This window comes from Arthrobacter sp. Z4-13 (genome assembly GCF_054792705.1).
The window spans coordinates 4093499-4116837 of the sequence record NZ_CP096459.1 but is presented as its reverse complement, the minus strand read 5'-3'; the positions used below and the strand labels follow the sequence as shown (position 1 = coordinate 4116837).

At 65.8% G+C, this 23339-nt stretch carries 21 protein-coding genes; 10 read left to right on the top strand and 11 right to left on the bottom strand.

The features are described from left to right. Positions 1-21: 21 nt before the first annotated feature. Genes M1E07_RS20885 through M1E07_RS20850 form a run of 8 tightly spaced genes read left to right on the top strand, consistent with a single transcriptional unit; the run spans position 22 to position 8478 of the window. Complete coding sequence (locus M1E07_RS20885) at positions 22-1215, top strand: Gfo/Idh/MocA family protein (protein ID WP_461188501.1); 1194 nt, start codon at positions 22-24, stop codon at positions 1213-1215. A 28-nt stretch (positions 1216-1243) separates the two neighbouring features. After that, positions 1244-2251 carry a sugar phosphate isomerase/epimerase family protein gene (locus M1E07_RS20880; RefSeq protein WP_461188500.1) on the top strand — a complete coding sequence of 336 codons (1008 nt, stop codon included), beginning with the start codon at positions 1244-1246 and terminating at the stop codon, positions 2249-2251. Between the two features lie 51 nt (positions 2252-2302). Continuing rightward, positions 2303-3001 (top strand): ThuA domain-containing protein, encoded by a 699-nt coding sequence (locus M1E07_RS20875; protein WP_461188499.1) that lies wholly within the window; start codon positions 2303-2305, stop codon positions 2999-3001. Then, a complete protein-coding gene (locus M1E07_RS20870; protein WP_461188498.1) occupies positions 2986-4098 on the top strand; it encodes a Gfo/Idh/MocA family protein in 1113 nt (370 codons plus the stop codon). The genes M1E07_RS20875 and M1E07_RS20870 overlap by 16 nt, the downstream gene beginning before the upstream one ends. A gap of 60 nt (positions 4099-4158) precedes the next feature. Beyond that, positions 4159-5160 carry a sugar phosphate isomerase/epimerase family protein gene (locus tag M1E07_RS20865; protein ID WP_461188497.1) on the top strand — a complete coding sequence of 334 codons (1002 nt, stop codon included), beginning with the start codon at positions 4159-4161 and terminating at the stop codon, positions 5158-5160. 53 nt (positions 5161-5213) lie between these two features. Then, entirely contained in the window at positions 5214-6989 is a 1776-nt protein-coding gene (locus tag M1E07_RS20860; protein ID WP_461188496.1) for a dihydroxyacetone kinase family protein, read from the top strand. After that, positions 6986-7480, top strand: coding sequence for a ribose-5-phosphate isomerase (locus tag M1E07_RS20855; protein ID WP_461188495.1), 495 nt, complete (start codon positions 6986-6988; stop codon positions 7478-7480). The genes M1E07_RS20860 and M1E07_RS20855 overlap by 4 nt, the downstream gene beginning before the upstream one ends. 2 nt (positions 7481-7482) lie before the next feature. Continuing rightward, on the top strand, positions 7483-8478 hold the full coding sequence (locus M1E07_RS20850; protein ID WP_461188494.1) for a 3-hydroxyacyl-CoA dehydrogenase family protein: 996 nt from the start codon (positions 7483-7485) through the stop codon (positions 8476-8478). Between the two features lie 43 nt (positions 8479-8521). Here M1E07_RS20850 and M1E07_RS20845 read toward each other — a convergent pair whose 3' ends face one another. From M1E07_RS20845 to M1E07_RS20815, 7 genes are all read right to left on the bottom strand, one after another. Then, positions 8522-9745, bottom strand: a complete 1224-nt coding sequence (locus tag M1E07_RS20845; protein ID WP_461188493.1) for an MFS transporter — start codon at positions 9743-9745, stop codon at positions 8522-8524. A 178-nt stretch (positions 9746-9923) separates the two neighbouring features. Then, complete coding sequence (gene menE / locus M1E07_RS20840; protein WP_461188492.1) at positions 9924-11468, bottom strand: o-succinylbenzoate--CoA ligase; 1545 nt, start codon at positions 11466-11468, stop codon at positions 9924-9926. Positions 11469-11478: 10 nt separating this feature from the next. Further along, the gene (locus M1E07_RS20835) at positions 11479-12804 is read right to left on the bottom strand and encodes an MFS transporter (protein WP_461188491.1); all 1326 of its coding nucleotides are present in this window, start codon (positions 12802-12804) and stop codon (positions 11479-11481) included. Positions 12805-12930: 126 nt separating this feature from the next. Continuing rightward, positions 12931-13386: a MaoC family dehydratase gene (locus M1E07_RS20830; RefSeq protein ID WP_461188490.1), complete on the bottom strand. Its 456-nt coding sequence runs from the start codon at positions 13384-13386 to the stop codon at positions 12931-12933. 36 nt (positions 13387-13422) lie between these two features. Continuing rightward, positions 13423-14664 carry an acyl-CoA dehydrogenase family protein gene (locus tag M1E07_RS20825; protein ID WP_461188489.1) on the bottom strand — a complete coding sequence of 414 codons (1242 nt, stop codon included), beginning with the start codon at positions 14662-14664 and terminating at the stop codon, positions 13423-13425. 1 nt (position 14665) lies between these two features. Continuing rightward, positions 14666-15550, bottom strand: a complete 885-nt coding sequence (locus M1E07_RS20820) for an amidohydrolase family protein (RefSeq protein ID WP_461188488.1) — start codon at positions 15548-15550, stop codon at positions 14666-14668. Positions 15551-15570: 20 nt separating this feature from the next. Beyond that, entirely contained in the window at positions 15571-16509 is a 939-nt protein-coding gene (locus tag M1E07_RS20815) for an SDR family NAD(P)-dependent oxidoreductase (RefSeq protein WP_461188487.1), read from the bottom strand. 139 nt (positions 16510-16648) lie between these two features. On the opposite strand from M1E07_RS20815, the gene M1E07_RS20810 reads away from it, so the two are divergent. Then, positions 16649-17122, top strand: a complete 474-nt coding sequence (locus tag M1E07_RS20810; protein ID WP_461188486.1) for a MarR family winged helix-turn-helix transcriptional regulator — start codon at positions 16649-16651, stop codon at positions 17120-17122. Positions 17123-17187: 65 nt separating this feature from the next. On the opposite strand, the gene M1E07_RS20805 is transcribed toward M1E07_RS20810, so the two are convergent. Then, positions 17188-17331, bottom strand: coding sequence for a hypothetical protein (locus M1E07_RS20805; RefSeq protein WP_461188485.1), 144 nt, complete (start codon positions 17329-17331; stop codon positions 17188-17190). On the opposite strand from M1E07_RS20805, the gene M1E07_RS20800 reads away from it, so the two are divergent. Then, a complete protein-coding gene (locus tag M1E07_RS20800) occupies positions 17264-18619 on the top strand; it encodes an alpha/beta hydrolase family protein (protein WP_461188484.1) in 1356 nt (451 codons plus the stop codon). The two genes, M1E07_RS20805 and M1E07_RS20800, sit on opposite strands and share 68 nt — an antisense overlap. Here the strand turns inward: M1E07_RS20800 and M1E07_RS20795 are convergent. Genes M1E07_RS20795 through M1E07_RS20785 form a run of 3 tightly spaced genes read right to left on the bottom strand, consistent with a single transcriptional unit; the run spans position 18616 to position 23281 of the window. After that, a complete protein-coding gene (locus M1E07_RS20795; RefSeq protein ID WP_461188483.1) occupies positions 18616-19581 on the bottom strand; it encodes an alpha/beta hydrolase in 966 nt (321 codons plus the stop codon). The genes M1E07_RS20800 and M1E07_RS20795 overlap by 4 nt on opposite strands. Then, entirely contained in the window at positions 19578-20546 is a 969-nt protein-coding gene (locus tag M1E07_RS20790) for an alpha/beta hydrolase fold domain-containing protein (protein ID WP_461188482.1), read from the bottom strand. The genes M1E07_RS20795 and M1E07_RS20790 overlap by 4 nt, the downstream gene beginning before the upstream one ends. Before the next feature lie 11 nt (positions 20547-20557). Next, positions 20558-23281, bottom strand: coding sequence for a family 78 glycoside hydrolase catalytic domain (locus tag M1E07_RS20785; RefSeq protein ID WP_461188481.1), 2724 nt, complete (start codon positions 23279-23281; stop codon positions 20558-20560). Positions 23282-23339 lie beyond the last annotated feature (58 nt).

The following is a 23339-nucleotide window of genomic DNA, read 5'->3' as shown; positions in this document are numbered from 1 at the left end:
TCTTTACGAAAGGACATTCCCATGACCACTGCAGAGCCCCTCCGCGTCGGCATGGTGGGCTACGCCTTTATGGGTGCAGCCCACTCCCACGCCTGGCGTACCGCGCCACGGTTCTTTGGCCTGCCGCTGCAGCCGCGGCTTACCGCTGTCGCCGGCCGGAATGCCGACGGCGTTCGGGCCGCGGCAGACAAGCTTGGCTGGGAATCAGTTGAGACGGACTGGCGCCGCCTGATCGAGCGCGATGACATCGACCTCATCGATATCTGCACACCCGGTGACACCCATGCCGAAATCGCGATCGCGGCACTGGAGGCCGGCAAGCATGTGCTGTGCGAAAAGCCCCTGGCGAACTCCGTGGAGGAAGCGGAAAGGATGACTCTCGCTGCGGAGACCGCCGCCAAACAGGGCATCTTCTCGATGTGCGGCTTCAGCTACCGCCGGACACCGGCCTTGGCACTGGCCAAACGTTTCGTCGACGAGGGCAGGCTGGGCGACCTCCGGCACGTCCGTGCCCAGTATTTGCAGGACTGGCTCTCGGATGAAAATGCCCCCATGACCTGGCGGCTGGACAAGAGCAAGTCCGGGTCCGGCTCCCTCGGCGACATCGGGGCCCACAGCATCGACGCCGCCCAGTGGGTCACTGGCCAGAACATCACCGGAGTCTCGGCACTGCTCGAAACGTTTGTACCGGAACGTCCCCTGGCCGGTGAGCTTGTGGGGCTGGGCGGTCATGGTGACATCAGCAGCGACGCACCCCGTGGAACGGTCACCGTGGATGACGCCGCCGTCTTTAGCGCAAAATTCGACGGCGGCGCTGGTTCCACGGGCGCGATCGGCGTCTTCGAAGCCAGCCGTTACGCGCTGGGCCGGAAGAACGCGATGCGCCTGGAGCTGAACGGCACCAAAGGCTCCCTCGCCTTTGACTACGAGGACATGAACGTCCTGTCCTTTTATGACGCAGCGGAGTCTCCGAACGCCGGCTTCCGCCGGATTTTCGTTACTGAGCCCGAGCACCCCTACGTGGGCAACTGGTGGCCCACCGGCCACGGCCTGGGCTACGAGCACGGCTTCACCCACCAGGTGGTGGACCTCGTGACGGCGATCGGCGAGGGCCGCCGGCCGGAACCGTCCTTCTCGGACGCCCTGCAGGTCCAGCGGGTGCTCGCTGCCGTGGAGGCCAGTGCCGCCAACTCCAGCCAGTGGCAAAAGGTCTAGGAACGTAACTACAGGACAAGGAACCACAATGACACGACGACCAATCACGCTCTTTACCGGCCAGTGGGCCGACCTGCCCTTCGAAGAGGTAGCCCGGCTCGCGGGTGAGTGGGGCTTTGACGGGCTCGAGATCGCCTGCTGGGGCGACCACCTTGACCCGCGCCGCGCGGCGGAGGACGACAACTACCTCCAGGGCCGGCTGGACATCCTGGAGAAGAACAACCTGCAGGTCTTCGCCATCGCCAACCACCTCACCGGTCAGGCCGTGTGTGATGACCCCATTGATGAACGCCACCAGGGCATCCTGTCGGCGGAAATCTGGGGCAACGGCGAACCGGAAGGCGTGCGCCGCCGGGCCGCCGATTCGATGAAGGACACCGCGCGGGCAGCTGCCCGGCTCGGCGTGAAGACCGTCACGGGGTTCACCGGCTCGTCCATCTGGAAGGCCGTGGCCATGTTCCCACCCGCCTCGGAGGCAATGATCGACGCCGGCTACCAGGACTTCGCGGACCGGTGGAACCCCATCCTGGACATCTTTGACGAGGTGGGGGTCCGTTTCGCCCTGGAGGTCCACCCCTCCGAAATTGCCTACGACTACTGGACCGCCAAGCGCACCCTGGAAGCCATCGGGCACCGCAAGAGCTTCGGGTTGAACTTCGACCCGTCCCATTTCATCTGGCAGGACCTGGACCCGGTGATGTTTTTGCAGGATTTCGCCGAACACATTCTCCACGTCCACGTCAAGGAATCCGTCCGTCAGTTGGACGGCCGAAATGGACGCCTGGGTTCCCACCTTGCCTGGGCAGATCCCCGGCGCGGCTGGGACTTCGTCACCGCCGGTCACGGGGACGTTCAGTGGAACCGGATTTTCCGGACCCTTAACGCCATCGGCTACGACGGCCCCACCAGCATTGAATGGGAGGACGCCGGAATGGACCGGCTTATCGGCGCCCCGCAGGCCCTGGCCATGGTCCAGGAACTCGCCAGGATCGCCCCGCCGGCAGCCGCCTTCGATGCCGCCTTCGCCAGCCGCTGACCCGACTTTCACTGGCCCTAACCTGCCGGTAGCCAAACAAAGGAACCCAAAATGACAGAACGCAAAAGTGCCCTGGTGGTCCGGGGCGGCTGGGACGGCCACCAGCCCTACGAGACCACGGAGCTCTTCATCCCCTACCTCCAGGACAACGGCTACGACGTCCGCGTCGAGGAATCCCCGAAGGTGTACGCCGACGCGGACTATATGGCAGGGGTGGACCTGATCCTGCAGTGCATGACCATGAGCACCATCGAAAAGGACGAGTTCGCCGGGCTGCGCGCGGCCGTGGAAAACGGCACCGGCCTGGCCGGCTGGCACGGCGGGATCGCCGATTCCTACCGGAACAACTCCGACTACCTGCACCTTATTGGTGGCCAGTTCGCCTGCCATCCCGGCAAGCACCCGGACGAACGTACCGGCGAGCAGGCCGACAACTACGTGCCCTACACCGTCAACATGCTCCCCGCCGCCGCCGAGCACCCCATCACGAAGGGCCTTTCGGACTTCGACCTTGTCACCGAGCAGTACTGGGTCCTTTCTGACGACTACATCGACGTACTCGCTACCACCACCCAGAAGGTCCGGGAGTGGGATCCCTGGAACCGCGAAGTGACCTCCCCGGCCATCTGGACCCGCCAATGGGGCAAGGGGCGCATCTTCGTCGCTACTCCCGGCCACCGCGTCGAAATCCTCCAGGACACCAACGTCCGCACCATCATCGAAAGGGGCATGCTGTGGGCAAGCCGTTGAAACTGGGAATCGTCGGCTGTGGAGCCATCATCGCGCAGTACCTGACGAATTTCCGGAAACTGGAGGACATCGAACTGGTGGCGGTGGCGGACCTCGATGCGGCACGTGCCCAGGCGGTGGCCGAGCAATACGAGGGCGTCCGCGCCGTTTCCGTTGACGAACTCCTCGCAGCGGACGACGTCGAACTGGTCCTGAACCTGACCATTCCGGCCGCACACGCCCAGGTGGCGCTGAAGGCTATCGCCGCAGGCAAGAGTGTTTACGGCGAGAAGCCCCTTGCCGCAACAACTGCCGAGGCACGCGCGGTGCTGGAGGCAGCGCGTGAGGCAGGTGTCGTCGTCGGCTGCGCACCAGATACGGTACTTGGCACCGGCATCCAGACCGCCCGCAAGGCCATCGATGACGGGCTGATTGGCGCCCCGATTTCCGCCTCCGCCACCATGGTGACACCAGGCCACGAGCGCTGGCACCCGAATCCGGACTTCTACTATCAGCCCGGCGGCGGCCCCCTCCTGGACATGGGTCCTTACTACGTGACCGCCCTGGTAACCCTGCTGGGCCCTGTCGTCTCGGTGGTGGGCGCCGCGAGCCACACCCGCAATGAACGGACCATCGGCTCCGGGCCGCGGCAGGGCGAAAAAGTCCCCGTTGCAATCGACTCCCACGTCACCGGCGTCCTGGTCCACGCCTCCGGCGCGCTCTCCACCCTGTTCATGAGCTTCGACGCCGTAAAGTCCAAGTCACCGAACATCGAGATCCACGGTGAACGCGGATCACTGGTGGTGCCGGACCCCAACCACTTTGATGGCGAGGTGCGGCTGTTCTCCCTGGGCGCTGACGCCTGGGAAACCCTCCCCGTGTCCGCCGGATACGTCGACTCCGGACGCGGCTTTGGCATCGCGGACCTCGCTTCCACCCCGGATGGCGCCGAGCCCCGGGCGGGCGGAGCCCTGGCCTACCATGCCCTGGAAGTCATGGAGTCAGTCCTCGAATCAGCCCGCAGTGGCTCAACGGTACGCATCAACAGCACGGTTGAGCGGCCGGCGAGCGTCGAATTAACCGTCCTGACCAACGATGTGGACGTGCTGCAGGCATAGGAAGCCGCTTCCTGGGAGCTGCTGATTTGGGCAGATCCATCTACTGACACTGGAGTATTCATGGCCTACACAGCCGAAAACTGGCCCATCACCGCGGCCATGCTGCCGTTCCCGGGCACCAGCGCCCAGGGAACCCATATCAATGACGGTGATTCCCCGGCTTGGGCTGAGGCACTGACCGAGGTCAAGGAGGCCGGGTTCGAGAACGCCGACCTGACCGACAGCTGGCTTCGCCCCGGTGACCTGAGCCGGGACCGCCTCGCTGAGTTCAAGCAGATTGCGCAGGACGTCGGCATCGGCATCCCGGCAATTTCCGCCATCCGCCGCAGCGTCATTGAGGAAGCCAACTGGGAAGCCAACCTGGCGTACAGCCACCGGACCATTGACGCGGCCGCGGAACTGGGCTGCGAGGTTGTTTCCGTCGGCCTCCACCAGGCCATCACGCCCGAGCAGCAAAAACAGCTGTGGTTCTGGACGGTCGAAGGCCACAAGGACCCGTCGGATGACAAGGAGACTTGGGGCAGGGCGGTAAGCCGTCTCCGCGACCTCGGCCGGCACGCGGCTGAAGCAGGCGTCCTGCTCTCGCTCGAGATGTATGAGGACACGTACCTGGGCACTGCGGACTCATCCGTTCGCCTCGTCCAGGACATCGGACTCCCAAACGTGGGCCTCAACCCGGATCTCGGTAACCTGATCCGGCTCCACCGGCCCGTCGAGGACTGGCGGGAGCTGGTGGCCAAGACCCTGCCGTTCTCCAACTACTGGCATATGAAGAACTACTTCCGGGACGAGGACGTGGCCCGGGACATGTACGTAACCATGCCGGCTCCCATGGAAAGCGGCCTCATCAATTACCGGGAGGCCTTCAAACTGGCCCTGTCCGTCGGCTTCCAGGGCATCCTCTGCACCGAGCACTACGGCGGAGACGGCCTGAGCGTGGCAGCCAGCAACCAGGACTACCTCCGCCGGCATGTGCTCCCTAAGACGGACGGCTACGCCATGGGCAAAAGCCAGGTGGCCCAGGGGCGGCAACAGCGGGCGGCGAAGCTCGCCCGCGTGTAACTGATTATGGCCTAAAACACGGCCTTCCCAACCAAGGATTCAATGAGGAAACCATGACCCAGATCTTCGACGACCCCGCAGACTTTGCGGAGGAGGCACTGGACGGCCTGGTGGCGGCCAACCGCCGCTATGTTGCCCGGGTGGACGGCGGCGTAGTCCGCTCCACCGAAGTGCCCGCCGGCCAGGTGGCCCTGGTAGTGGGTGGCGGTTCCGGCCACTATCCGGCATTTGCCGGCCTGGTGGGGCCCGGCCTGGCAACAGGCGCCGCGTGCGGCAACATCTTCACGTCGCCATCGGCCGGGCAGGTCTACCGGGTGGCGAAGGCGGCTAACGCCGGCGGCGGCGTGCTGCTCAGCTACGGCAATTACGCCGGCGACGTGATCCACTTCGGGGAGGCACAGCAGAGGTTGAACGCTGAAGCCATCGACACCCGGACCGTCCTCGTTACGGACGACATCGCGAGCGCCCCGCTGGACCAGATCGAAAAACGACGCGGAATTGCCGGTGACCTGACGGTCTTCAAGATCGCGGGCGCCGCGGCCGAAGCGGGACTGGACCTCGACGCCGTCGAACGGCTCGCTGTCCGCGCCAACTACTGCACCCGTACCCTTGGCGTGGCCTTCGAGGGCTGTACCCTGCCGGGCGCTGCCGAACCGCTGTTCCACGTGCCGGCCGGCCAGATGTCGCTCGGTTTGGGCATCCACGGCGAACCGGGGATCTCCGATCACCTCATGCCCACGGCGCCTGAACTTGCCCGGCTGCTCGTCTCCCGGCTGCTCGCAGACAGGCCTGAGGACGCGGGGAGCCGTGTGGTGGCCATCCTCAACGGCCTGGGCAGGGTGAAGTACGAGGAACTGTTCGTGTTGTTCGGGAGGATCGAGAGGCTCCTCACTGACGCGGGCCTGACCGTGGTGGAACCGGAGTGCGGCGAGCTGGTCACCAGCCTGGACATGTCCGGGCTCTCCCTCACCCTTTTGTGGCTTGACGACGAACTCGAGCGTTACTGGGCGGCCCCGGCCGACACCCCCGGGTTCCGGAAGGGCAACCTGGCACCGCGGGCGCGGCGGGAACTGGCCGCAGCGGAGGACGCCGTGGCGGCCGAAGCGGAAGAGACGACGGCGGCAGCGGCTGAGTTGGGCCGGCTGGCAGCCGCCGTGCTTGCGCAGGTGCACGACGTCGTCGTCGAACACGTTGAGGAACTGGGCAAGCTGGACTCGTTTGCAGGGGATGGCGACCACGGCATCGGCATGCGCCGGGGTGTGGAGGCTGCAGCGGCAGCAGCCCGGGACGCCTCGGCTGACGGTGCTTCCGTGCAGCGGGTGCTTACCGCGGCCGGGGAAGCCTGGAGCGAACGCGCTGGCGGGACCTCCGGGGCGCTGTGGGGATCCGCGGTGCAGGCCGCCGGAAGGATCCTCGGCAATAAAGTCTCGTATCGACGTGCCGATGCACCCGCCGTCGTGATCGCCTTTACAGACGCCATCACTGCCTTGGGCAAGGCCGTACCCGGGGACAAGACCATGGTGGACGCGCTGCTTCCCTTCCGCGGCGCCTTCCAGTCGGCGTTCAACGGCGGCGCTCCTGTTGCGGGGGCTTTGGCCACCGGTGCGGCTGCCGCGCGGGAAGCAGCTGACGCCACTGCTTCCCTCCGTCCGCGGAAGGGGCGGGCGCGCCCGCTGGCCGAAAAGAGCCTGGGCCATCCGGATCCCGGCGCGGTTTCCTTTGCCCTGATCGCGGGCCGGGTGGCCGAGTACCTCGGGCCATCTGATTCTTCCCTTGTTGATTCGCGGCTGGCAGCCGCCTCCGTGGCCGGAAATGGAGCCGAAGCATGAGCCCGGGCCAGGGCGCAGCAGCAGGATGGCGCATAGTCATTGGCAACGACGAGGCAGGCGTTGAATACAAGGAAGCGCTGAAGGCCCTGCTCGAAGCGGACAGCCGGGTGGCCTCCGTCCTGGATGTGGGGGTGGGCGCGGACGACTCCACCGCCTACCCGCACGTCGCCGTCCACGCCGCGCGCAAAGTGGCCGACGGGGAAGCCGACAGGGCACTGCTGATCTGCGGCACGGGGCTGGGCGTGGCCATTGCGGCCAACAAGGTCCCGGGCATCCGTGCCGTCACCGCCCACGACGGCTACTCGGTTGAACGATCCGTGCTGAGCAACAACGCGCAGGTACTCACCATGGGCCAGCGCGTCATCGGCTTGGAACTGGCCAAGAAACTGGTGGGCGACTGGCTTGGCTACCGCTTCGACGAGACCTCAGCCTCCGCCGCCAAGGTGGATGCCATCTGCGCCTATGAACCCCAATCAACGAAAGCAGTCTGATCATGACGGAAAAACCAGACAACCCAGCTACCTCTAGTGGTGCCCCCGGCCCCAGGAAGATTGCCATCGTCGGCTCCGGCTACATGGGCGGCGGGATCGCGCAGGTCCTGGCCCTCGGCGGTGCCTACGTAGCACTCTCCGACGTGTCTGCGGAGGTGGCCCAGAGCAATTACGACCGCCTCTTGGCGGAGTCTGAACAGTACGTGGCCGACGGACTGTTTCCCGCCGGTTCCACGGAGATCCTAAAGCAGAACCTCTGGGCCGCGAAGGACATCGAGGAAGCCGTTGCGGACGCGGACTTCATCGAGGAAGCGGTCCCCGAAGTCATTGCCATCAAGCACCAGACGCTGGCACGCATCAGCACCGCGACCCGGCCGGACGCCATCATCGGCTCCAACACCTCCACCATCTCCATTGCCGAACTGTCAGGGCCGGTCAGCAACCCGGAGCGGTTCCTCGGTGTGCACTTCTCAAACCCGTCGCCGTTCATTCCAGGGGTGGAGATCATCCCGCATGCCGGCACATCTGCCGCCACCGTGGGGGCTGTCCGCGAGCTGGTCCACGCAGCCGGCAAACAGACCGCCGTCGTCAAGGACGTCACCGGCTTCGTCCTGAACCGCCTGCAGTACGCACTGTTCCACGAGGCCGCGCAGCTGGTGGAGCAGGGCATCGCGACGGCGGACGACGTCGACACCCTGGTCCGCACCACCTTCGGCTTCCGGCTGCCGTTCTTCGGCCCGTTCGCCATTGCGGACATGGCCGGGCTGGACGTGTACAACTTTTGCTACAACTCGCTGCAGGAGGATTTCCCGGAGCGGTTTGCCACGCCGAAAATCCTCACTGACCTGGTGGAGGCCGGAAAGCTCGGCACCAAGAGCGGAGCAGGGTTCCTCAACGTCCCGGCCGAGCGCATCCCCGAGCTGATCACCTACCGCAACAAGGCGTACGTAGCCATGCAGAAACTGCTTGATGACCTCGGCCCGGCGCCTATTGACTGAATGACCTCCACGGCAGGGCCGTCAGCGGAAAACTGGTCCGGGCCTACGGTGCGGTGACATCCGTCCGTGTGGCGGCAATGGCGTGAGGGACCGCCAGCAGGGCTACCACGGCGAGGGCGCCGGCTGCAGCGAAGACGTAGAACCCCCAGGGGTAGGCGATCCCGGCCGCCACCAGTCCGCCTGTCACGGCGGGTCCGGTAATGGCGCCAACACGGCCGACGCCTGCGGCGAATCCGAGGGCCGTGGCGCGCAGGCGGGCCGGGAACAACTGGCTGACCCAGGCGTATACGAGCACCTGCGAGCTGAAGACGAACACTCCGGTGACAAAGACCAGGGCGTTGAGCAGGATGGGGTTGTCCACCTTGATGCTCAAGAGGGCAAGGAACACTGCCGAAAGGCCAAACCACAGCAGGACGATGGGTTTGGTCCCGTGCTTGTCCGCCAGGATGCCGGCGATGATGAGGCCGGCAACTGCGCCAAGGTTCAGGACCAGGAGCAGGGAAAGTCCTGCGCTGACGGGATAACCGGCGGACGCCATGAGCTGCGGAAGCCAGGTGTTCAAGCCGTATACCAGCAGCAGCCCCATGAACGACGCCCCGGCGATCGCCGCGGCGACCAGTGGGTAGGGCTTCTGCACCAGGTCCCGGAACCCGGTCCGCTCCTCCGTCCGGGTGGGCTGCGATGCTGCCGCCGGCAAGGTCTCCGGCAGTTTGAACCACAGGAACGGCAGGAGGACCAGTCCCGCAACGCCTCCTACTACGAACATGGTGCGCCAATCGGGAATCACCATCAATGCCAGGAAAGCGGTAGCTACCGCGCCGACGTGGTACCCGGTCATCGTTCGGGTGGTGGACTTACCGGCGGACCCTGCCGGCGCGTAGTCATTCATGTAGGCAAGGGCGGCCGGCAGGCATGCCCCAAGCCCAACGCCGGCCAGGAGCCGGAAAACGCCGAACACTGCCACGTTGGGAGCCCAGACCACCGCGAGGGTGAAAATCGAGAACCACAGCACGCAGGCAACCAGCAGCTTGCGGCGCCCGAAGCGGTCGGACAGCGGGGCGATGAAGAGTGCCCCCAAACCCACGCCGACGAGGGAAATGGTGGCCACGAAAGTGGCACCCACCGCGTCAAAGCCGAGCTCGCCGGTTTTGATCAGTGTTGGAATGACGGTGCCAAGCACCACCAGGTCAAAGCCGTCCAGGACCATTGCCAGCCAGCAGAGCCACACTGGCCATCGGGACGGGGAGGCGGAGGGAGAAGTTGTCATGAATCCTCATTGATTAGGGACAGGAAATAGGAGCAACCCCTGAGGGTTGTGTCACAAGTACAAGTGACCTACGGCATGCCATTCAGCTAACAAGGATACATAGATGTTCATTAATCGTACAAAAGTTCGTTAGTCGAACAGAACAGGGGATGTTCCGCCGCCAGCGGCGCCCGACGCCTCACACTTGGTTGCGGAGCTCCACCTTGCGGATTTTGCCGCTCGCCGTGCGGGGCATCTCATCGACAAACACCACGGACTTCGGGATCTTGTAGCGCGCCAGCCGCCCATCCAGGTAGCTCCGGAGCTGCTCCTGGCTGAGTGTGGCACCATCGCGCAGGGTGACCACGGCGCGTGGAACCTCGCCCCAGGTGTCATCGCTGACGCCGATGACGGCGACGCTTTGCACCGCCTCCAGTTCCGCGATGGCAGCTTCGACTTCCGCCGGGTAGATGTTCTCCCCACCGGAAATGATCATGTCCTTGAGCCGGTCCGAGACAAACATAAAGCCTTCATCGTCCCGGTAGCCCATGTCGCCGGAGCGGAACCAGGCGGAGTCCGCGTAGCTTGCCGCAGTGGCTTCCGGACGGTTCCAGTATCCGCTGATCACGTTGGGGCCGGAGATCTGGATTTCGCCCACCTCGCCCCCGGCGGCAAGGCCGCCGAGGGGGTCCGCGATGCGGACGTCAGTGAAGAAGTGGGGCAGGCCTGCCGAGCCCGCCTTGTCCTTGGACCTTTCCACGGGCAGCATGGTGGCGCCCGGCGCGGTTTCGGTCATGCCGTAGCAGCTGGTGAAGCCGACGCCGCGCGCCTCGTAGGCGTCCAGCACCCGGCGGGGAACCGCCGAACCGCCGCAGGTGAGCTTGTCCAGGGAGCTGAGGTCCGCCGCCGGCCAGGCCGGGTGGTCGCACAGCATCTGGAACGTGGTGGGAACGCCGTTGAGCGTGGTGACGCTATGCTGCTCGATCAGCTCAAGAACCCGGCCGGCGTCGAACTTGGCTTCCAGCACCACGGTGGCACCCTTGAGCAGCATCGGCAGGAGGCCCATGTCCAGCGAGGCCACGTGGAACAGCGGCGAGATCATGAGCGCCACGTCGTTCCGGCTCAGGTCCATGTCCACCACGGTGTTAATGCAGTTCCAGGTGATGTTCCCGTGCGTCAGCAGGGCCCCCTTGGGCTTGCCCGTGGTGCCCGAGGTGTAGAGGATCATCGCAGCGTCGTCCAGGCCCACCGGTAAATCCAAGGGAGCTGCGGCTGCCGCTTGAAGCGCCGCGTCATAGGGCGCGACGGCGGCTGGTGACGTACCAGCGGACGCCGGTGTGCCGCCGTCGGGCGCCACCACCAGGCGGTGCGTCACCGCAGTCTCTTCAACGGAGGAGGCAGCCAGCGCGTCGAGGGCACCGGCATTGATGAGGAGCCGCGCCCCGGAGTCCTGCAGCTGGAACTGCAGCTCCGGGGCCGCGAGCCGGGTGTTCAAGGGGACAAAGATGGCGCCGAGCAGCCCGCAGGCGAAGAAGGTCTCCACAAAGGAAGGGTGGTTTTCGCCGAGGTAGGCCACCCTGTCCCCCTTGGCGACTCCCCTGTTGCGAAGGGCATTGGCCAGGCGGTCGGTACGGTTTGCGAGTTCGGCGTAGCTCACGGTGTCCGCCCCGGAGATGAGTGCGGCCTTCGGCCCTGACTTGGCGCGGCGGCGGTGCAGCCAGGATCCAACTCCGTTGTTGTCCATGATGGTTCTCCTAACGGACCGTAGTGAGGTCGTTGTTCTTAGATTCCCGCGTCAGCAGGATGAAAACAATCGAGACCAAAGCCATGGCGGACAGGAACACCACCACGGGGACGATGCTTTGGCCGGAATCCTTGTACAGCCCGGCGACGATGCCCGGGGTGAATCCGGCGCCGATCAGGGTGGCCAGCTGGTATCCGACGGCGGCACCGGTGTACCGGTTGGTGGTGCCGAACTGCTCGGACACAAACGCGGCAAGCGGCCCGTAGAGGGATGAGTGCAGGATAAGGGCCACCGTGAAGGCCAGGAAGATCAGGCCAATGTTGCCGGAGCTGAGCATTCCGAACATGGGGAACAAATAGGCGATGAAGAGTGCCAGTCCGGCGATCATCACCGGACGGCGTCCAAACCGGTCGGACAGCCGGCCGCCAAGCAGGACGAACAGAATCGAGATGGCGGATGCACCGGCGAATGCGTACAGGACGCCCTGCTGGGGCGCGCCTTTGGACACAGCGTACGTGACGGAGAAAGTGGGCAGCACCACCTGGAGGCCGAAGCCGGCAGCACCGGCGAACATGATCATGATCAGTGCCTTGGGCCGGCGCAGCACCTCCAGCAGCGGGATTTTGCGCTTGACGCCCTGGGCGCCTTCCTTTGCCACCGCCTCGGCGAAGATCGGGCTTTCAGCCACCCGCAGCCGGACGAACATGCCCACGATCAGGAGCACGAAGGACAGCAGGAACGGCACTCGCCATCCCCAGGCTAGGAAGGCGTCCTGCGGCAGCGCCGAGAAGAGCCCCATGACCACGGTTCCGAGCACAGCACCGGTGGGGGCGCCGGCGTTGACGAAGGAGGCCGCGAAGCCGCGCCGCTTGGGATCGGAGTGTTCGAGCGCCATCAGTGCTGCTCCGCCCCATTCACCGCCGACGGCGATTCCCTGGCAGACGCGCAGGAACACCAGGATGACCGCACCCCAGGGGCCAATCACGCTGGCGCCGGGGATCAGTCCGATCAGGGTGGAGGCGATGCCCATCATCGCCATGGAAATGATCAGCATGCCCTTGCGCCCCACCCGGTCACCGAAGTGGCCGAAGATCACGCCGCCCAGGGGCCTCGCCACATAGCCGGCCGCAAACGTGGCATAGGCGGCTACAACACCCACCCATTCGTCGGCACCGGTGAAGAAGACCTTCGGGAAGGCCACGGCGGCTGCCGTGGCATAGAGCAGGAAGTCGTAGAACTCGATGGTGCTGCCCAGATAGCTGGACATGATGACCGTGCGCGCCTCTTTGCGCTTTGCGGCCGTGCCCGCGGGTGCGAGCGTTGTTTGTCCTGACATGGCTGTTCCTTGGGAAGGAGGGAAGGTGGGGTGTTTCGGGGTTGCCTGCACAGGCGGTTCACGGTGCGGGAACCGCCTGGGGGCTGAGGGGTGGTCCTTGGAGAACCGGCTGCTTGTGGAAGCCTTTTACTGGTAGAAGCGCGCCAGGAATTCGGCCACGACGGCGGGACGTTCCTGGCCTTCGATCTCGATGGTGGCGTTGACCTTGATCTGGGCACCGCCCTTGACCTCGGTGACCTCGGCGATGCCCGCCTGCATGCGGACTTTGGAGCCCACCTTGACGGGCGAGGTGAAGCGGACCTTGTCCAGGCCATAGTTCACCTTGGTGGTGACACCGTCCACGTCGAACAGCTCACCCCAGAACGGGATGATGAGGGACAGGGTGAGGAAGCCGTGCGCGATGGGAGCGCCGAACGGGCCGTCCTTGGCACGTTCCGGATCGGTGTGGATCCACTGCTGGTCGTCGGTGGCGTCGGCGAACAGGTTGATCTGGTCCTGGGTGATCTCCCGGTAATCGGTGGTGCCGAGGTCGGTACCGGTCATGGTGAGCAGTTTGTCGAAGTCGACGACGAGATTGGGCATCTTTGCCTCCTGTGGTTGTGCTTACGAATTGATGGGTCAGTGGGTGAAGGCGCTTTCGCCCGTAAGGGCGCGGCCGATGATGAGGGCGTTGATGTCGTGCGTGCCCTCGTAGGAATAGACGGCCTCCGCGTCGGCGTGGAAGCGCGCGACGTCGGTGGCGAGGGTGATGCCGTTGCCGCCGGCCACTTCGCGGGCCAGCGCTACGGTTTCGCGCATGAGCAGGCTGGTCTGCATCTTGGCCAGGGCCGAGTCCTGGTCCCGGTAGATGCCGCGGGCCTGCTGTTCGGTCAGCCGGACAACGAGCGCCAGTGAAGAGGTGACGTTCCCGAGCATGCGGGCCAGCTTCTCCTGCACCAGCTGGAACGAACCCAGCGGGCGGCCGAACTGCTGGCGTCCGTTCACATAAGCAAGTGCTGCCTCGAAGGCACCGGCCTGGATTCCCGTGGCGATCCAGGCGACGTCCGAGCGCATGGCCCGGAGCATGGCGGCGACGTCCTTGAATGAGTTCACGTTGTTAAGCCGCGCAGACTCCGGGACGCGGACGCCCTCGAGGGTGATGTGGGCGTTCTGCATCATCCGCAGCGACGTCTTGCCGTGGATCTTCTCCAGGCTGACCCCGGCAGCCTTCCGGTCCACGAGGAAGCCCTTGACCTGGCCGTCGGCGGTGTCCCGGGCGAACACGGCCAGCACGTCCGCGGTTGAGGCCCCACCAATCCAGCGCTTGGCCCCGTCAAGGACCCACGTGCCGCCGTCCTCGTCCGCTTCGAAACGGGCAGTGGTGGACAGGCCGCCGGCGATGTCCGAACCTGACTCCGGCTCCGTCAACGCGAAGACGCCTTTGAGCGAGAAGTCGATGACTTTCGGCATCCATTGACGTTGCTGCTCCCCGGAGGAACCCACGCGGATGGCCGTGCGGAACAGTCCCGCCTGGGCGGTGTACCAGGTAGCCAGGGAGGCGTCCGTGCGGGCGAGCTCGAAGATCCGGAAGCCCTGGTAGATCCCGCGCGCGGGGCCGCACGCCGTGAGTTCGGCGGGTTCCATGAGGTCAAGGTCCATCAGGGGCTTCGCCAGCTGCTCGGGAAACTCGCCCCGTTCCCAGTACTCGGCCAGGAGCGGTTTGGCGTCCCGGTCCAGGAAGTCCCGGAGCCTGGCCAGGACCTGCCGCTCGCCGTGGGTGAGGAGGGCCTCCGCGTCGTAGAAGTCGGAAAGCCGGTAGAGTCTGGTCCCGCCGTCCGTGGGCTGGGCACCCGCGGCAAGTTCCGCCGTCGTCGTGTTCATCTCAGTTCGCCAAACCGAGCAGCCGGACGGCGTTGCCCTTGAGGATCTTCGGGCGGACCTCATCCGCAAAGGGCAGGTCGGCGAAGGCGCCCAGCCATTTCTGCGGGGTGATCAGCGGGAAGTCCGTGCCGAACAGCACCTTGTCCTGCAGATAGGAGCCGGAGGCCTTCACGAGCGACTCCGGGAAGTACTTGGGCGACCACCCGGAGAGGTCGATGAACACGTTCGCCTTGTGCGTGGCAATCGAGTTCGCCTCATCCTGCCACGGCACGGAGGGGTGGGCCATAATGATCTGCAGCCCGGGGAAGTCCGCGGCCACCGCGTCCAGCAGCAGCGGGTTGGAGTACGCCAGCTTGATGCCGAACCCGCCGGGCAGCCCGGCACCCATGCCGTTCTGGCCGGTGTGGAAGATGGCGGGCAGCCCGAGTTCCTGAAGTGTTTCCCAGAGCGGGTAGAACCGCTCGTTGGACGGGTCGAAGCCCTGCAGGGACGGGTGGAACTTGAAGCCGCGCGCGCCGAGTTCAACAGCCTGGTGTTTGGCTCCGGCGATGGCATCCTCCCCCATGCGGGGATCAACGCTGCCGAACGGGATCAGCACATCGTTGTTCCTTGCAGCTCCTGCGATCAACTCGGGGATGCTGTTGGGTTCGTGCTTGAGCTGGGTCCGCGCGTCGACCGTGAAGACGACGGCCGCCATGTTCAGTTCGCGGTACACCTCGGCGATCCGGTCCAGCGACGGGGTGCGGTCCTCGGCCCTGAAGTACTTCGCGGACGCCTCTGTAAGTGCCTCGGGCAGGGAGCCGTGCCCGCAACTGTCCACTTCGAGGTGGACGTGCATGTCGATCGCGTCCAGCTTGGAGGCGTCAATGCCCAGTTCGTAGCGCATGTCGGATTCCTTCGCGGGTCTTAGCGGGCGGGGGCCGGTTCGGGCTGCAGTTCGGCGGGCAGCGGCAGGAATTCCTCGCCGTAGCCCTGGAGCGTGTCCGGGCTGAAAAGCTCGCCGGCTTGGGCGCGCAGTGCCCCGTAGGTCCAGCCGCCGTCGCGGTATTCGGTGGTGGCCGCCGTCGGGTGGGTCCACACCTGGAGGCGGTCGCCGCCGGCGCCGATGGCCTGCCCGGTGATGTTGGAAGCTTCGTCGGAGGCAAGGAACGCAATCAGCCCGGCGACGTCGTCGGCCGTTCCAAAGCCGAGGTCGTGGCGGAAGAAGGACGGCATGGTCTCGCCGCGCTCCTCCGCCTCTACGGCCTTCTGGAAGTACGGCACCGTTTTGGTCATGGCCGTGGCCGCGACCGGGACGACCGTATTGACGGTCACGCCGGCCTTCTTCATTTCCAAGGCCCAGGTCCGCACCATGCCCACGATGCCGGCCTTGGCTGCGGCGTAGTTGGTCTGGCCGAAGTTGCCGCGCTGGCCGGTGGGCGAACCGATGGTGATGATGCGGCCCGGGATGCTGTTTTCCTTGAAGTAGGCGAAGGCCTCGCGGACGCAGGTGAAGGTTCCCTTCAGGTGGACGTTGATCACCAGATCGAAGTCCTCGTCCGTCATCTTCAGCAGGCTCTTGTCCCGCAGGATGCCGGCGTTGGTCACCAGGATGTCCAGGCGGCCGAAGTTCTCCACGGCTCCCGCAACCAGCGCCTTGGCGGCGTCCGTGGTTCCGACGGGGACAACCACGGCGGCGGCCCGGCCGCCGCCGGCCTCGATCTGGGCCACAGCCTGTGCTGCCGTCCGGGCATTGACGTCATTAATCACGACGGCGGCACCCTGGCGGGCGAGTTCCCTTGCGTAGGCCAGGCCCAGGCCCTGCCCGCTTCCGGTGACGATCGCAACCTTGCCGTTCAAGCTCATGGCGTGCTCCTTCGCATGCAGTGTCCGGCCGAAGCCGGTAAGTGCGATCCCACTGCCTCGTGAGATCCTTGTCCTGATCAATGAAAAGGTAGATCGTTGAAATTGTCAATGATCTTTTTTTACTACTACTGGAGTTCGCATGGCTACGCAGAGGACTGAAGTCGAGACGCCGCGGTTGGCAGCATCCCGGATCGGCAATGACATCGGCCTGCTGCTGGCGAAGCTGCACGCAGCGGGCTCACTGCTGAACAACCGGGCGCTGGCGGACTTCGGGCTGCGGGAGCGCTCCTTCTCGGTATTGACCCTTGCCTGCAGCGGGCTGGAGCCCACCCAGCGGGAACTGGCTGATTTCCTCAGCCTCGACCCGAGCCAGGTGGTCAGCCTCGTGGACGACCTCGAACGGCGCGGGCTTGTGGAGCGCACGCAGGGCAAGCAGGACAGGCGCGCCAAGATCATCACCTCCACCAAGGAAGGCGGAAAGATGCACGCCAAGGCACGTGCCGCCCTGGATGCCTGCGAGCAGGAGCAGCTCTCCACACTCAACGAGGCCGAGGCGGACCAGCTTCGGGAGCTGCTGCGGAAGGCCTTGTGGGGTGCGGGGGCAAAGGCGTAAGCGATCGAAAAAACGTTGACACCTTGAATCGTTAAGATAATTATTAGTTGTCTTCTTCAACGATTTTAGTGAGGTTTCCGAATGACCCGTACCCTGCGTCGACGCTGCCGCACCATTGTTTCAACATCGGCCCTTACTGCCGTGCTTGCGGCAGCCGCCATATCCCCTGGCGCCGCAGCCGCCCCCGCGGCGACCGGCCCTTCAGTCAATGCCCCAGCCCAAAGCGCCCTGCCGGTCACCGCAGAGGGAACCCTTCAGAACGGAGCCGCGTGGCGGGCTGAAGTGCCTGCGAACTGGAACGGGAAGCTGGTGCTCTTCGCGCACGGCTTCCGCCCCGGACCGGCCAATCCGGCCTGGGACAACGGGTTTGCCCCCACCGCCAGCGAGCTGATCCGCCGCGGGTACGCCGTCGCTTCATCGTCCTACGCCACCACCGGCTGGGCCTTCAGCACGGCAGCGCAGGACCAGCTCGACACCCTCGCAGCTTTTGAAGCACGCTTCGGCGAGCCCGGGCGAGTCATCGCCGTCGGCCGCTCCATGGGAGGCCTCGTGACCAGCATGATGGCCGAAATCCCAGGATCCGGCATCGACGGTGCCGTCAGCACCTGCGGCCTCGTGGGCGGCGGTGTTTCGCTGAACAACTACCAGCTCGACGCAGCCTATGCTGCCGCTGAACTGCTCTTCCCCGGACAGGACATCCGCCTCACCGGCTTCACCACCCCGGAACAGTCCGCAGCAACCATTGCCAGCCTGAAGGCGGCCCTGCAGCAGGCGACTGCGTCGGATGAAGGCCGGGCCAGGATCGCGCTCGTGGCTGCCCTGCTGAACACCCCCACAGAACTGGACGGCGTGGACGTCAACAACCCCGAAGCCCTCGCCGCTGCCCAGGCGAAGCTGGTCCTGGACACCCTCCCCACCGTCATCGAGCGCCGCTACACCATCGTGAACGCGGCGGGCGGCGACAGCGGCTGGACAGCCGGCGTCGACTATTCCAAGGTCCTGCGCTCCTCTGACCAACGCCAACTGGTGGAGCACATGTACGGCGTCGCGGGCCTGGACCTGGCTGCTGATTTGTCCACGTTGACGGCTAACGCCGATATTGCACCTTCGGAGAACGGCCTCGAGTGGATGCTCAGCACGTCCACCTCCGCAGGGGGACTGCAGGTACCGCTGCTGGCTACGCACACCACCGTAGACCTGCTGGCGCCCGTGGAATTCCAGGAAGAGTATGCCGAAACAGTCCGTCAGGCGGGCGGGAACGCACTGTTCCGCCAGGCCTTCGTAGCCCGCACAGGACACTGCAACTTCACTGTGGCCGAGAATGTCGCTTCCATTGAAGCCATGGACCAGAGGCTGGAGACCGGGCACTGGGGGTCCGTGGCCACAACGAACAACCTGCAGCGCGCGGCAACCGGACTGGGACTGGACGGCGCCAACTTCGTTGACTTCCGCCCCGCCGAGTTCGTCAACGACCGCGACTGGACCCCCGCTTCTTAGGAACCCCGAACGGAAGCCAGTTCCCGGGCCAGGAAATCCAGCGCCGGCTGCCCTTCCGGCAGTCCGGCGGCGTGGTTAAGGTGCCCGTGGACTGCACCCTCCGCGAGGAAATACGTGACCGGCACGCCCGCGCGCTCCAGGCTTGAGGCGAAAACTTCAGAGGAACCGCGGGCGTCGTCGTACTCACACGCGAGCAGGGCAACGGGCGGAAGGCCGGTGGGGTCGGCGTAGCCGGGCATCGCGTAGGAGGACGCCATGCTCACCGGACCGCCCACATAATTTTCCGCCTGCCGGACGCAGTCCTCGAGCGTGAACCGCAAGTGCCGCGGCAATCCCGCCATGACCTCCTCATCAAGACCGGCGGCTGGCGGAGCCAGCTCGGCGTGCAGGAAGGGGTAGGCCAGCAGGAGCTTCGCCGGCAGCGGCTTTCCGGCGTCGATCAGGTACAGCGCCGCGCCCACCGCCAGGTTGCCGCCGGCACCTGCGCCGCCCAGGGACAGGAGGTCCGGGTCCAATCCGAGGGATTTCGCATTCTTCCGCGCCCAGAACCAGCCGGCCAGGGCGTCGTCATGCGGAATGGGAAAGGACACCCCGTCACGCGCCAGCCGGTAATCGACCGAGAGCACCGGCGTTCCGGCATTGGCCAGCACCCTGGCAAGATAATCCGCTTCGGGAATGTCCAGGCTGCCACTAACGAACCCTCCGCCGTGCAGCCAGACCAGCCCGGGGCTGCCGGAACCGGCCGCCTCGCCGTAGATCCGGATATCAACGGGACCGTGCCGGCCCTCCGCGGAAACTGTGCTGATGGGAACGTCCGGACCAGGCGCCCGGACGGCGTCGGGATTCAGGAACTGCGGACCGCCGGGGGAAGCCAGGTACTCGGCGAAGCCGGCATCCGGTGCCAAACCGGCGCCCGGGGCGGGGGCCGCGGCGGCGGGGCGCCCGGTCTGCCCGGGCGTCACGGCCGTGCCAGCTTCCGGCGGAAATATTCGACAGCGGCAGCAAGGATCGTGTCCAGCTGGTCTTCGGCGCCGAAAAAGCAGTGGTCCCCGCCTTTGATCGTGATTACTTCGTGCTCCACGCCGGCGTCCGCGAGCGCGGCGGCCAGGAGGTCCGTCTGGGAGTGCGGCACCAGACCGTCGCTGTCCCCGTGAACCAGCAGGAACGGCGCGGCATCCGTGGTCACATAACTGACCGGGCTGGCAGCCGCCAGCAGCGCCGGATCATCGGAGCCGCCCACGAGCATTTGTTCCGGCTGCAGCGACATCCCTGCCGGCACTGCTGCCATCAGGGCGGCTGGGAACAGCCCGTCCGGTGTGTTCATGGGAGGGATGTCAACCAGCGAGGAGACGCCATAGAAGTCGACGACGGCGCTGATGGCACTTGGGTGCCCCTGCGCCCCGAGTCCACCGTCAAGGTCGTCGCGGTTCCCCGTCAGTCCCAGCAGGGCAACGAGGTGTCCGCCGGCCGATTCGCCCCAGGCACCAAAACGGCCCGGGTCCACGCCCAGGGGCTCCGCGAATTCCCGCAGGTAACGTACCGCGGCCTTGAGGTCATGCAACTGTGCCGGGAAGGGCGCCTCCAGCGAATGCCGGTAGTCCACAGTGGCACAGGCGATGCCGGCCTCATTAAGCAGGCGGAACACCGAGTTTGGAGCGAAAGTGGGCGGCAGTTCGCGCCGGTCCCCCAGCTGGAACGCACCGCCGTGGACCCAGAGGACCAGCGGGACCGGACCGGACGCCTGCCGCGGAAGCCAGACGTCCATCTTCAGCGGCCGGAACCCGATGGCGCGCGCATAGGTCAGCTCGCGGTGCACCGCCGAAATGTCCGAGACGTGTTCCGCGTTCGCGGGGGCGTCGAAGACGGGGAACGGCGGAACGTCCATGCCGCCGGGACGGGCAGGGTCAATAACTTCTTCCACTGTCATAGTTGTGCTCCTCACAAGCTCGGGTTTTTCCGGACGCCGCCGGCTGCGGCAACGAAGGTATGGGTGCCGGGGCCGACGACGGCGGCAGGCTCGCCCGGCAGCCGTATCTCGGCGCTGGTGCCGGGCGGAACGACGGCGGTGAGCGTCAGCACGCCGTCGTCCGTCCTCCACTGCACCTCAATCAGGCCCTGCGGGCCCTGGTGTGAGGTGCTTGCCGACGTCAGCCCGGCCCCAGGCAGGGGCTCGACGATGATCCGCTCGTACCCCGCGCCGCCGGGCGCCTGCCGCAGTCCTGCTGTGTAACAGTGCAGGAAGGACGCCACGGCGCCCTTGCTGTAGTGGTTCAGGGACTGGTTCGGGTTGCCGTCGGCGTCCACCCCGTTCCAGAGCTCCCACATGGTGGTGGCACCGCGGTCCACCATCACCAGCCAGGACGGTTCCGAGTCCTGCATCAGGAGTTCGTAGGCGAGGTCCAGTTCGCCGTTGTCCGCAAGAACAGGGAGCAGGTAGGGCGTGGCGAGGAACCCGGTGCCAAGGTGGGTGCCTGCCTCCCGGATCAGCGCGACCAGCTGCGCGGTGACGGCGGCCCTGTTTTCCGGGCTGACCAGGCAGAAGGCGAGGGCTCGGACGCAGTTGGCCTGGCTGGCGTTCGTGACTTGTCCGGCAGAGTCCAGGTATTCCATCTCCCAGGCCTGGCGGATGTGGGCCGAGAGCCCGGCGAGCGCCTGCCCGTCCTCCGCATAACCCAGCACGTCGGCGATGCGTGCCATCAGCGCCGTAGTGTTCCGGTAGAAGGCGGTGGCGACGATGCCGTTGTCGGCGTCCCGGGCGGCAAACAGGTCCGGTTCCGGGCCGTCCGGCTCCATCCACTCGCCAAAGTGGAAGCCGGCGTCCCACAGGTACTTCTCATGCGGTGCCGGATCCGGGCTAGCGGCTGCGCGCGAGGCGTGGCGCTGAGTCTCCGCAGCGCTGCGCACAAAGCCCAGCCAGCGGTTCATCGCGTCCCAGTTTTCGGTGAGGATGCCGGAGTCCCCCGTGGCCAGGTACAGCTCCCACGGCACCATCACAATCGCGTCGCCCCAGCCGCAGGAGCCATTGGTGAAGCCCATAAACTCCGCCGAGGTGACAGCAGGCCCGGGTGACGGCGAGATGTTGGCAATGACGCCGTTGTCCCACTGGTCGGTACGAACATCGTTAAGCCACTTGCGCGAGAAGCCCGTGACATCGAACAGGTACGCCGCCGTAGGGACGAACAGCTGCCAGTCCCCGGTCCATCCGGCCTTTTCCCGCTGCGGGCAGTCCGTGGGCACCTCGCAGGAGTTGCCCTTGAAGCTCCACTCCACGATGTCGTGGAGCTTGTTCAGCCGTTCGTCGCTGCATCGGAAGGTCCCAAGCCGTTCCAGGTCGGTCTGGACCAGGCAGCCGGTGATGTCACCCGGCTGCAGATCGTCAACAAGGCCCCGGATTGAGACGTATTGAAAGCCGTGGGTGGTGTGCCGCGGCTCGAAGCGCTCCCCCGGAGCGCCGGACGAAATAACGGAATCCACCTGGCCGGCGGACAGGAACTGTCCCGGACGGCGAAAATCGTGCGGGCGCAGGTGGTCCAGGGTAACGTCACCGCCTGCATCCAGCGCCTCGCCATAGACGAGGGTGAGGGCCTCCCCCGGCGCACCCAGCCTGCTGAGCCGCACCCAGCCATGGATGTTCTGCCCAAAGTCCACCACCTGGTTGCCGTTAGCCAAGCGGGTGATGGACGCGGGAGCAAGCTCCTGAACCACCCGCGTGGGCGGGGCGGTGGGGCCGGTGAGAGCGTCAAAACTGCCGTGGCGTACGACGGCGGCACTCCCCGTTGGTGCCTTCAGCTCCCTGGGAGCCTCACTGTTGAGCGCGCGGAAGTCCACCCGCTGGCCGCCCATCAGGTCGGCGCTGAGGATCTCTGTCCGTGAAACCAGCCAGGATTCATCGGTGCCGACGACCGTCCTGCTGTCCCCGGACTGCATCTCCACCTGCGCAAGGAAAGCCGTGTGCGTGCCGTACATCTCGGCGTCGCGCGTGTATCCGAACGTCCCGCGGTACCAGCCGTCCGTGAGGATCGCGCTAATGGTGTTAATGCCGGGGCGCAACAGGGCGGTGATGTCGTAGGCCTGGACCTGGAGGGTGGTGTTATAGCTGGTGGAGCCTGGGGTGAGCTGCTGGTCGCCTACCCGCTCGCCGTTGAGGAACAGTTCGTAGATGCCATGGGCAGTGGCATAGGCACGGGCTGTCTTCGGTGCGGCGGCCAGGGCGAAGGTCTTGCGCAGGGCGTAGCCGGGGCGTTCTCCCGGGGCGGGAACCTCGAGCTCTTGCGGGCCGATCCACTGTGCGGTCCAATCCGAGCCGTCCAGGAGTCCCAGCTCCACCGCCATCGGCTCGGACCATGCACTGGCCGTTTCGGCGCCGTCGGCAGAGGTGTTCCACGTACGTACCCGCCATTCAAACCGGCTGCGCGACTCCAGGGCAGGGCCTGAATAAGTCACCACATGCCCGGCTGAGGGTACCCTGCCGGTGTCCCAGCCGTTGCTGGCGCTCACTTGGTAAGCGGTCTGGGCGGTGGCTGCGCACGGCGTCCACGTCAGGCGCGGCGCCGTGGTGGTGATCCCGAAGGCTTCCCGCAGGTATTCAACGCGGAGTCGGGCGGGCGCGGTGGGGGCCAGGAGTGTTTCCTCGACGCCGGCGTCGAGACTGGTGGAGGTCATGCAGGAAGCTCCTGAACGTGGAGTAGCTGGGGTTCCAGCTTCGTTTCCGGCAGGCACT

Excerpts from the sequence above, each read along its gene's own strand:
- M1E07_RS20885 (WP_461188501.1), top strand. The coding sequence starts at position 22 with ATGACCACTGCAGAGCCCCTCCGCGTCGGCATGGTGGGCTACGCCTTT.
- M1E07_RS20880 (WP_461188500.1), top strand. The coding sequence starts at position 1,244 with ATGACACGACGACCAATCACGCTCTTTACCGGCCAGTGGGCCGACCTG.
- M1E07_RS20875 (WP_461188499.1), top strand. The coding sequence starts at position 2,303 with ATGACAGAACGCAAAAGTGCCCTGGTGGTCCGGGGCGGCTGGGACGGC.
- M1E07_RS20865 (WP_461188497.1), top strand. The coding sequence starts at position 4,159 with ATGGCCTACACAGCCGAAAACTGGCCCATCACCGCGGCCATGCTGCCG.
- M1E07_RS20860 (WP_461188496.1), top strand. The coding sequence starts at position 5,214 with ATGACCCAGATCTTCGACGACCCCGCAGACTTTGCGGAGGAGGCACTG.
- M1E07_RS20855 (WP_461188495.1), top strand. The coding sequence starts at position 6,986 with ATGAGCCCGGGCCAGGGCGCAGCAGCAGGATGGCGCATAGTCATTGGC.
- M1E07_RS20850 (WP_461188494.1), top strand. The coding sequence starts at position 7,483 with ATGACGGAAAAACCAGACAACCCAGCTACCTCTAGTGGTGCCCCCGGC.
- M1E07_RS20845 (WP_461188493.1), bottom strand. The coding sequence starts at position 9,745 with ATGACAACTTCTCCCTCCGCCTCCCCGTCCCGATGGCCAGTGTGGCTC.
- menE (WP_461188492.1), bottom strand. The coding sequence starts at position 11,468 with ATGGACAACAACGGAGTTGGATCCTGGCTGCACCGCCGCCGCGCCAAG.
- M1E07_RS20835 (WP_461188491.1), bottom strand. The coding sequence starts at position 12,804 with ATGTCAGGACAAACAACGCTCGCACCCGCGGGCACGGCCGCAAAGCGC.
- M1E07_RS20830 (WP_461188490.1), bottom strand. The coding sequence starts at position 13,386 with ATGCCCAATCTCGTCGTCGACTTCGACAAACTGCTCACCATGACCGGT.
- M1E07_RS20825 (WP_461188489.1), bottom strand. The coding sequence starts at position 14,664 with ATGAACACGACGACGGCGGAACTTGCCGCGGGTGCCCAGCCCACGGAC.
- M1E07_RS20820 (WP_461188488.1), bottom strand. The coding sequence starts at position 15,550 with ATGCGCTACGAACTGGGCATTGACGCCTCCAAGCTGGACGCGATCGAC.
- M1E07_RS20815 (WP_461188487.1), bottom strand. The coding sequence starts at position 16,509 with ATGAGCTTGAACGGCAAGGTTGCGATCGTCACCGGAAGCGGGCAGGGC.
- M1E07_RS20810 (WP_461188486.1), top strand. The coding sequence starts at position 16,649 with ATGGCTACGCAGAGGACTGAAGTCGAGACGCCGCGGTTGGCAGCATCC.
- M1E07_RS20790 (WP_461188482.1), bottom strand. The coding sequence starts at position 20,546 with ATGACAGTGGAAGAAGTTATTGACCCTGCCCGTCCCGGCGGCATGGAC.
- M1E07_RS20785 (WP_461188481.1), bottom strand. The coding sequence starts at position 23,281 with ATGACCTCCACCAGTCTCGACGCCGGCGTCGAGGAAACACTCCTGGCC.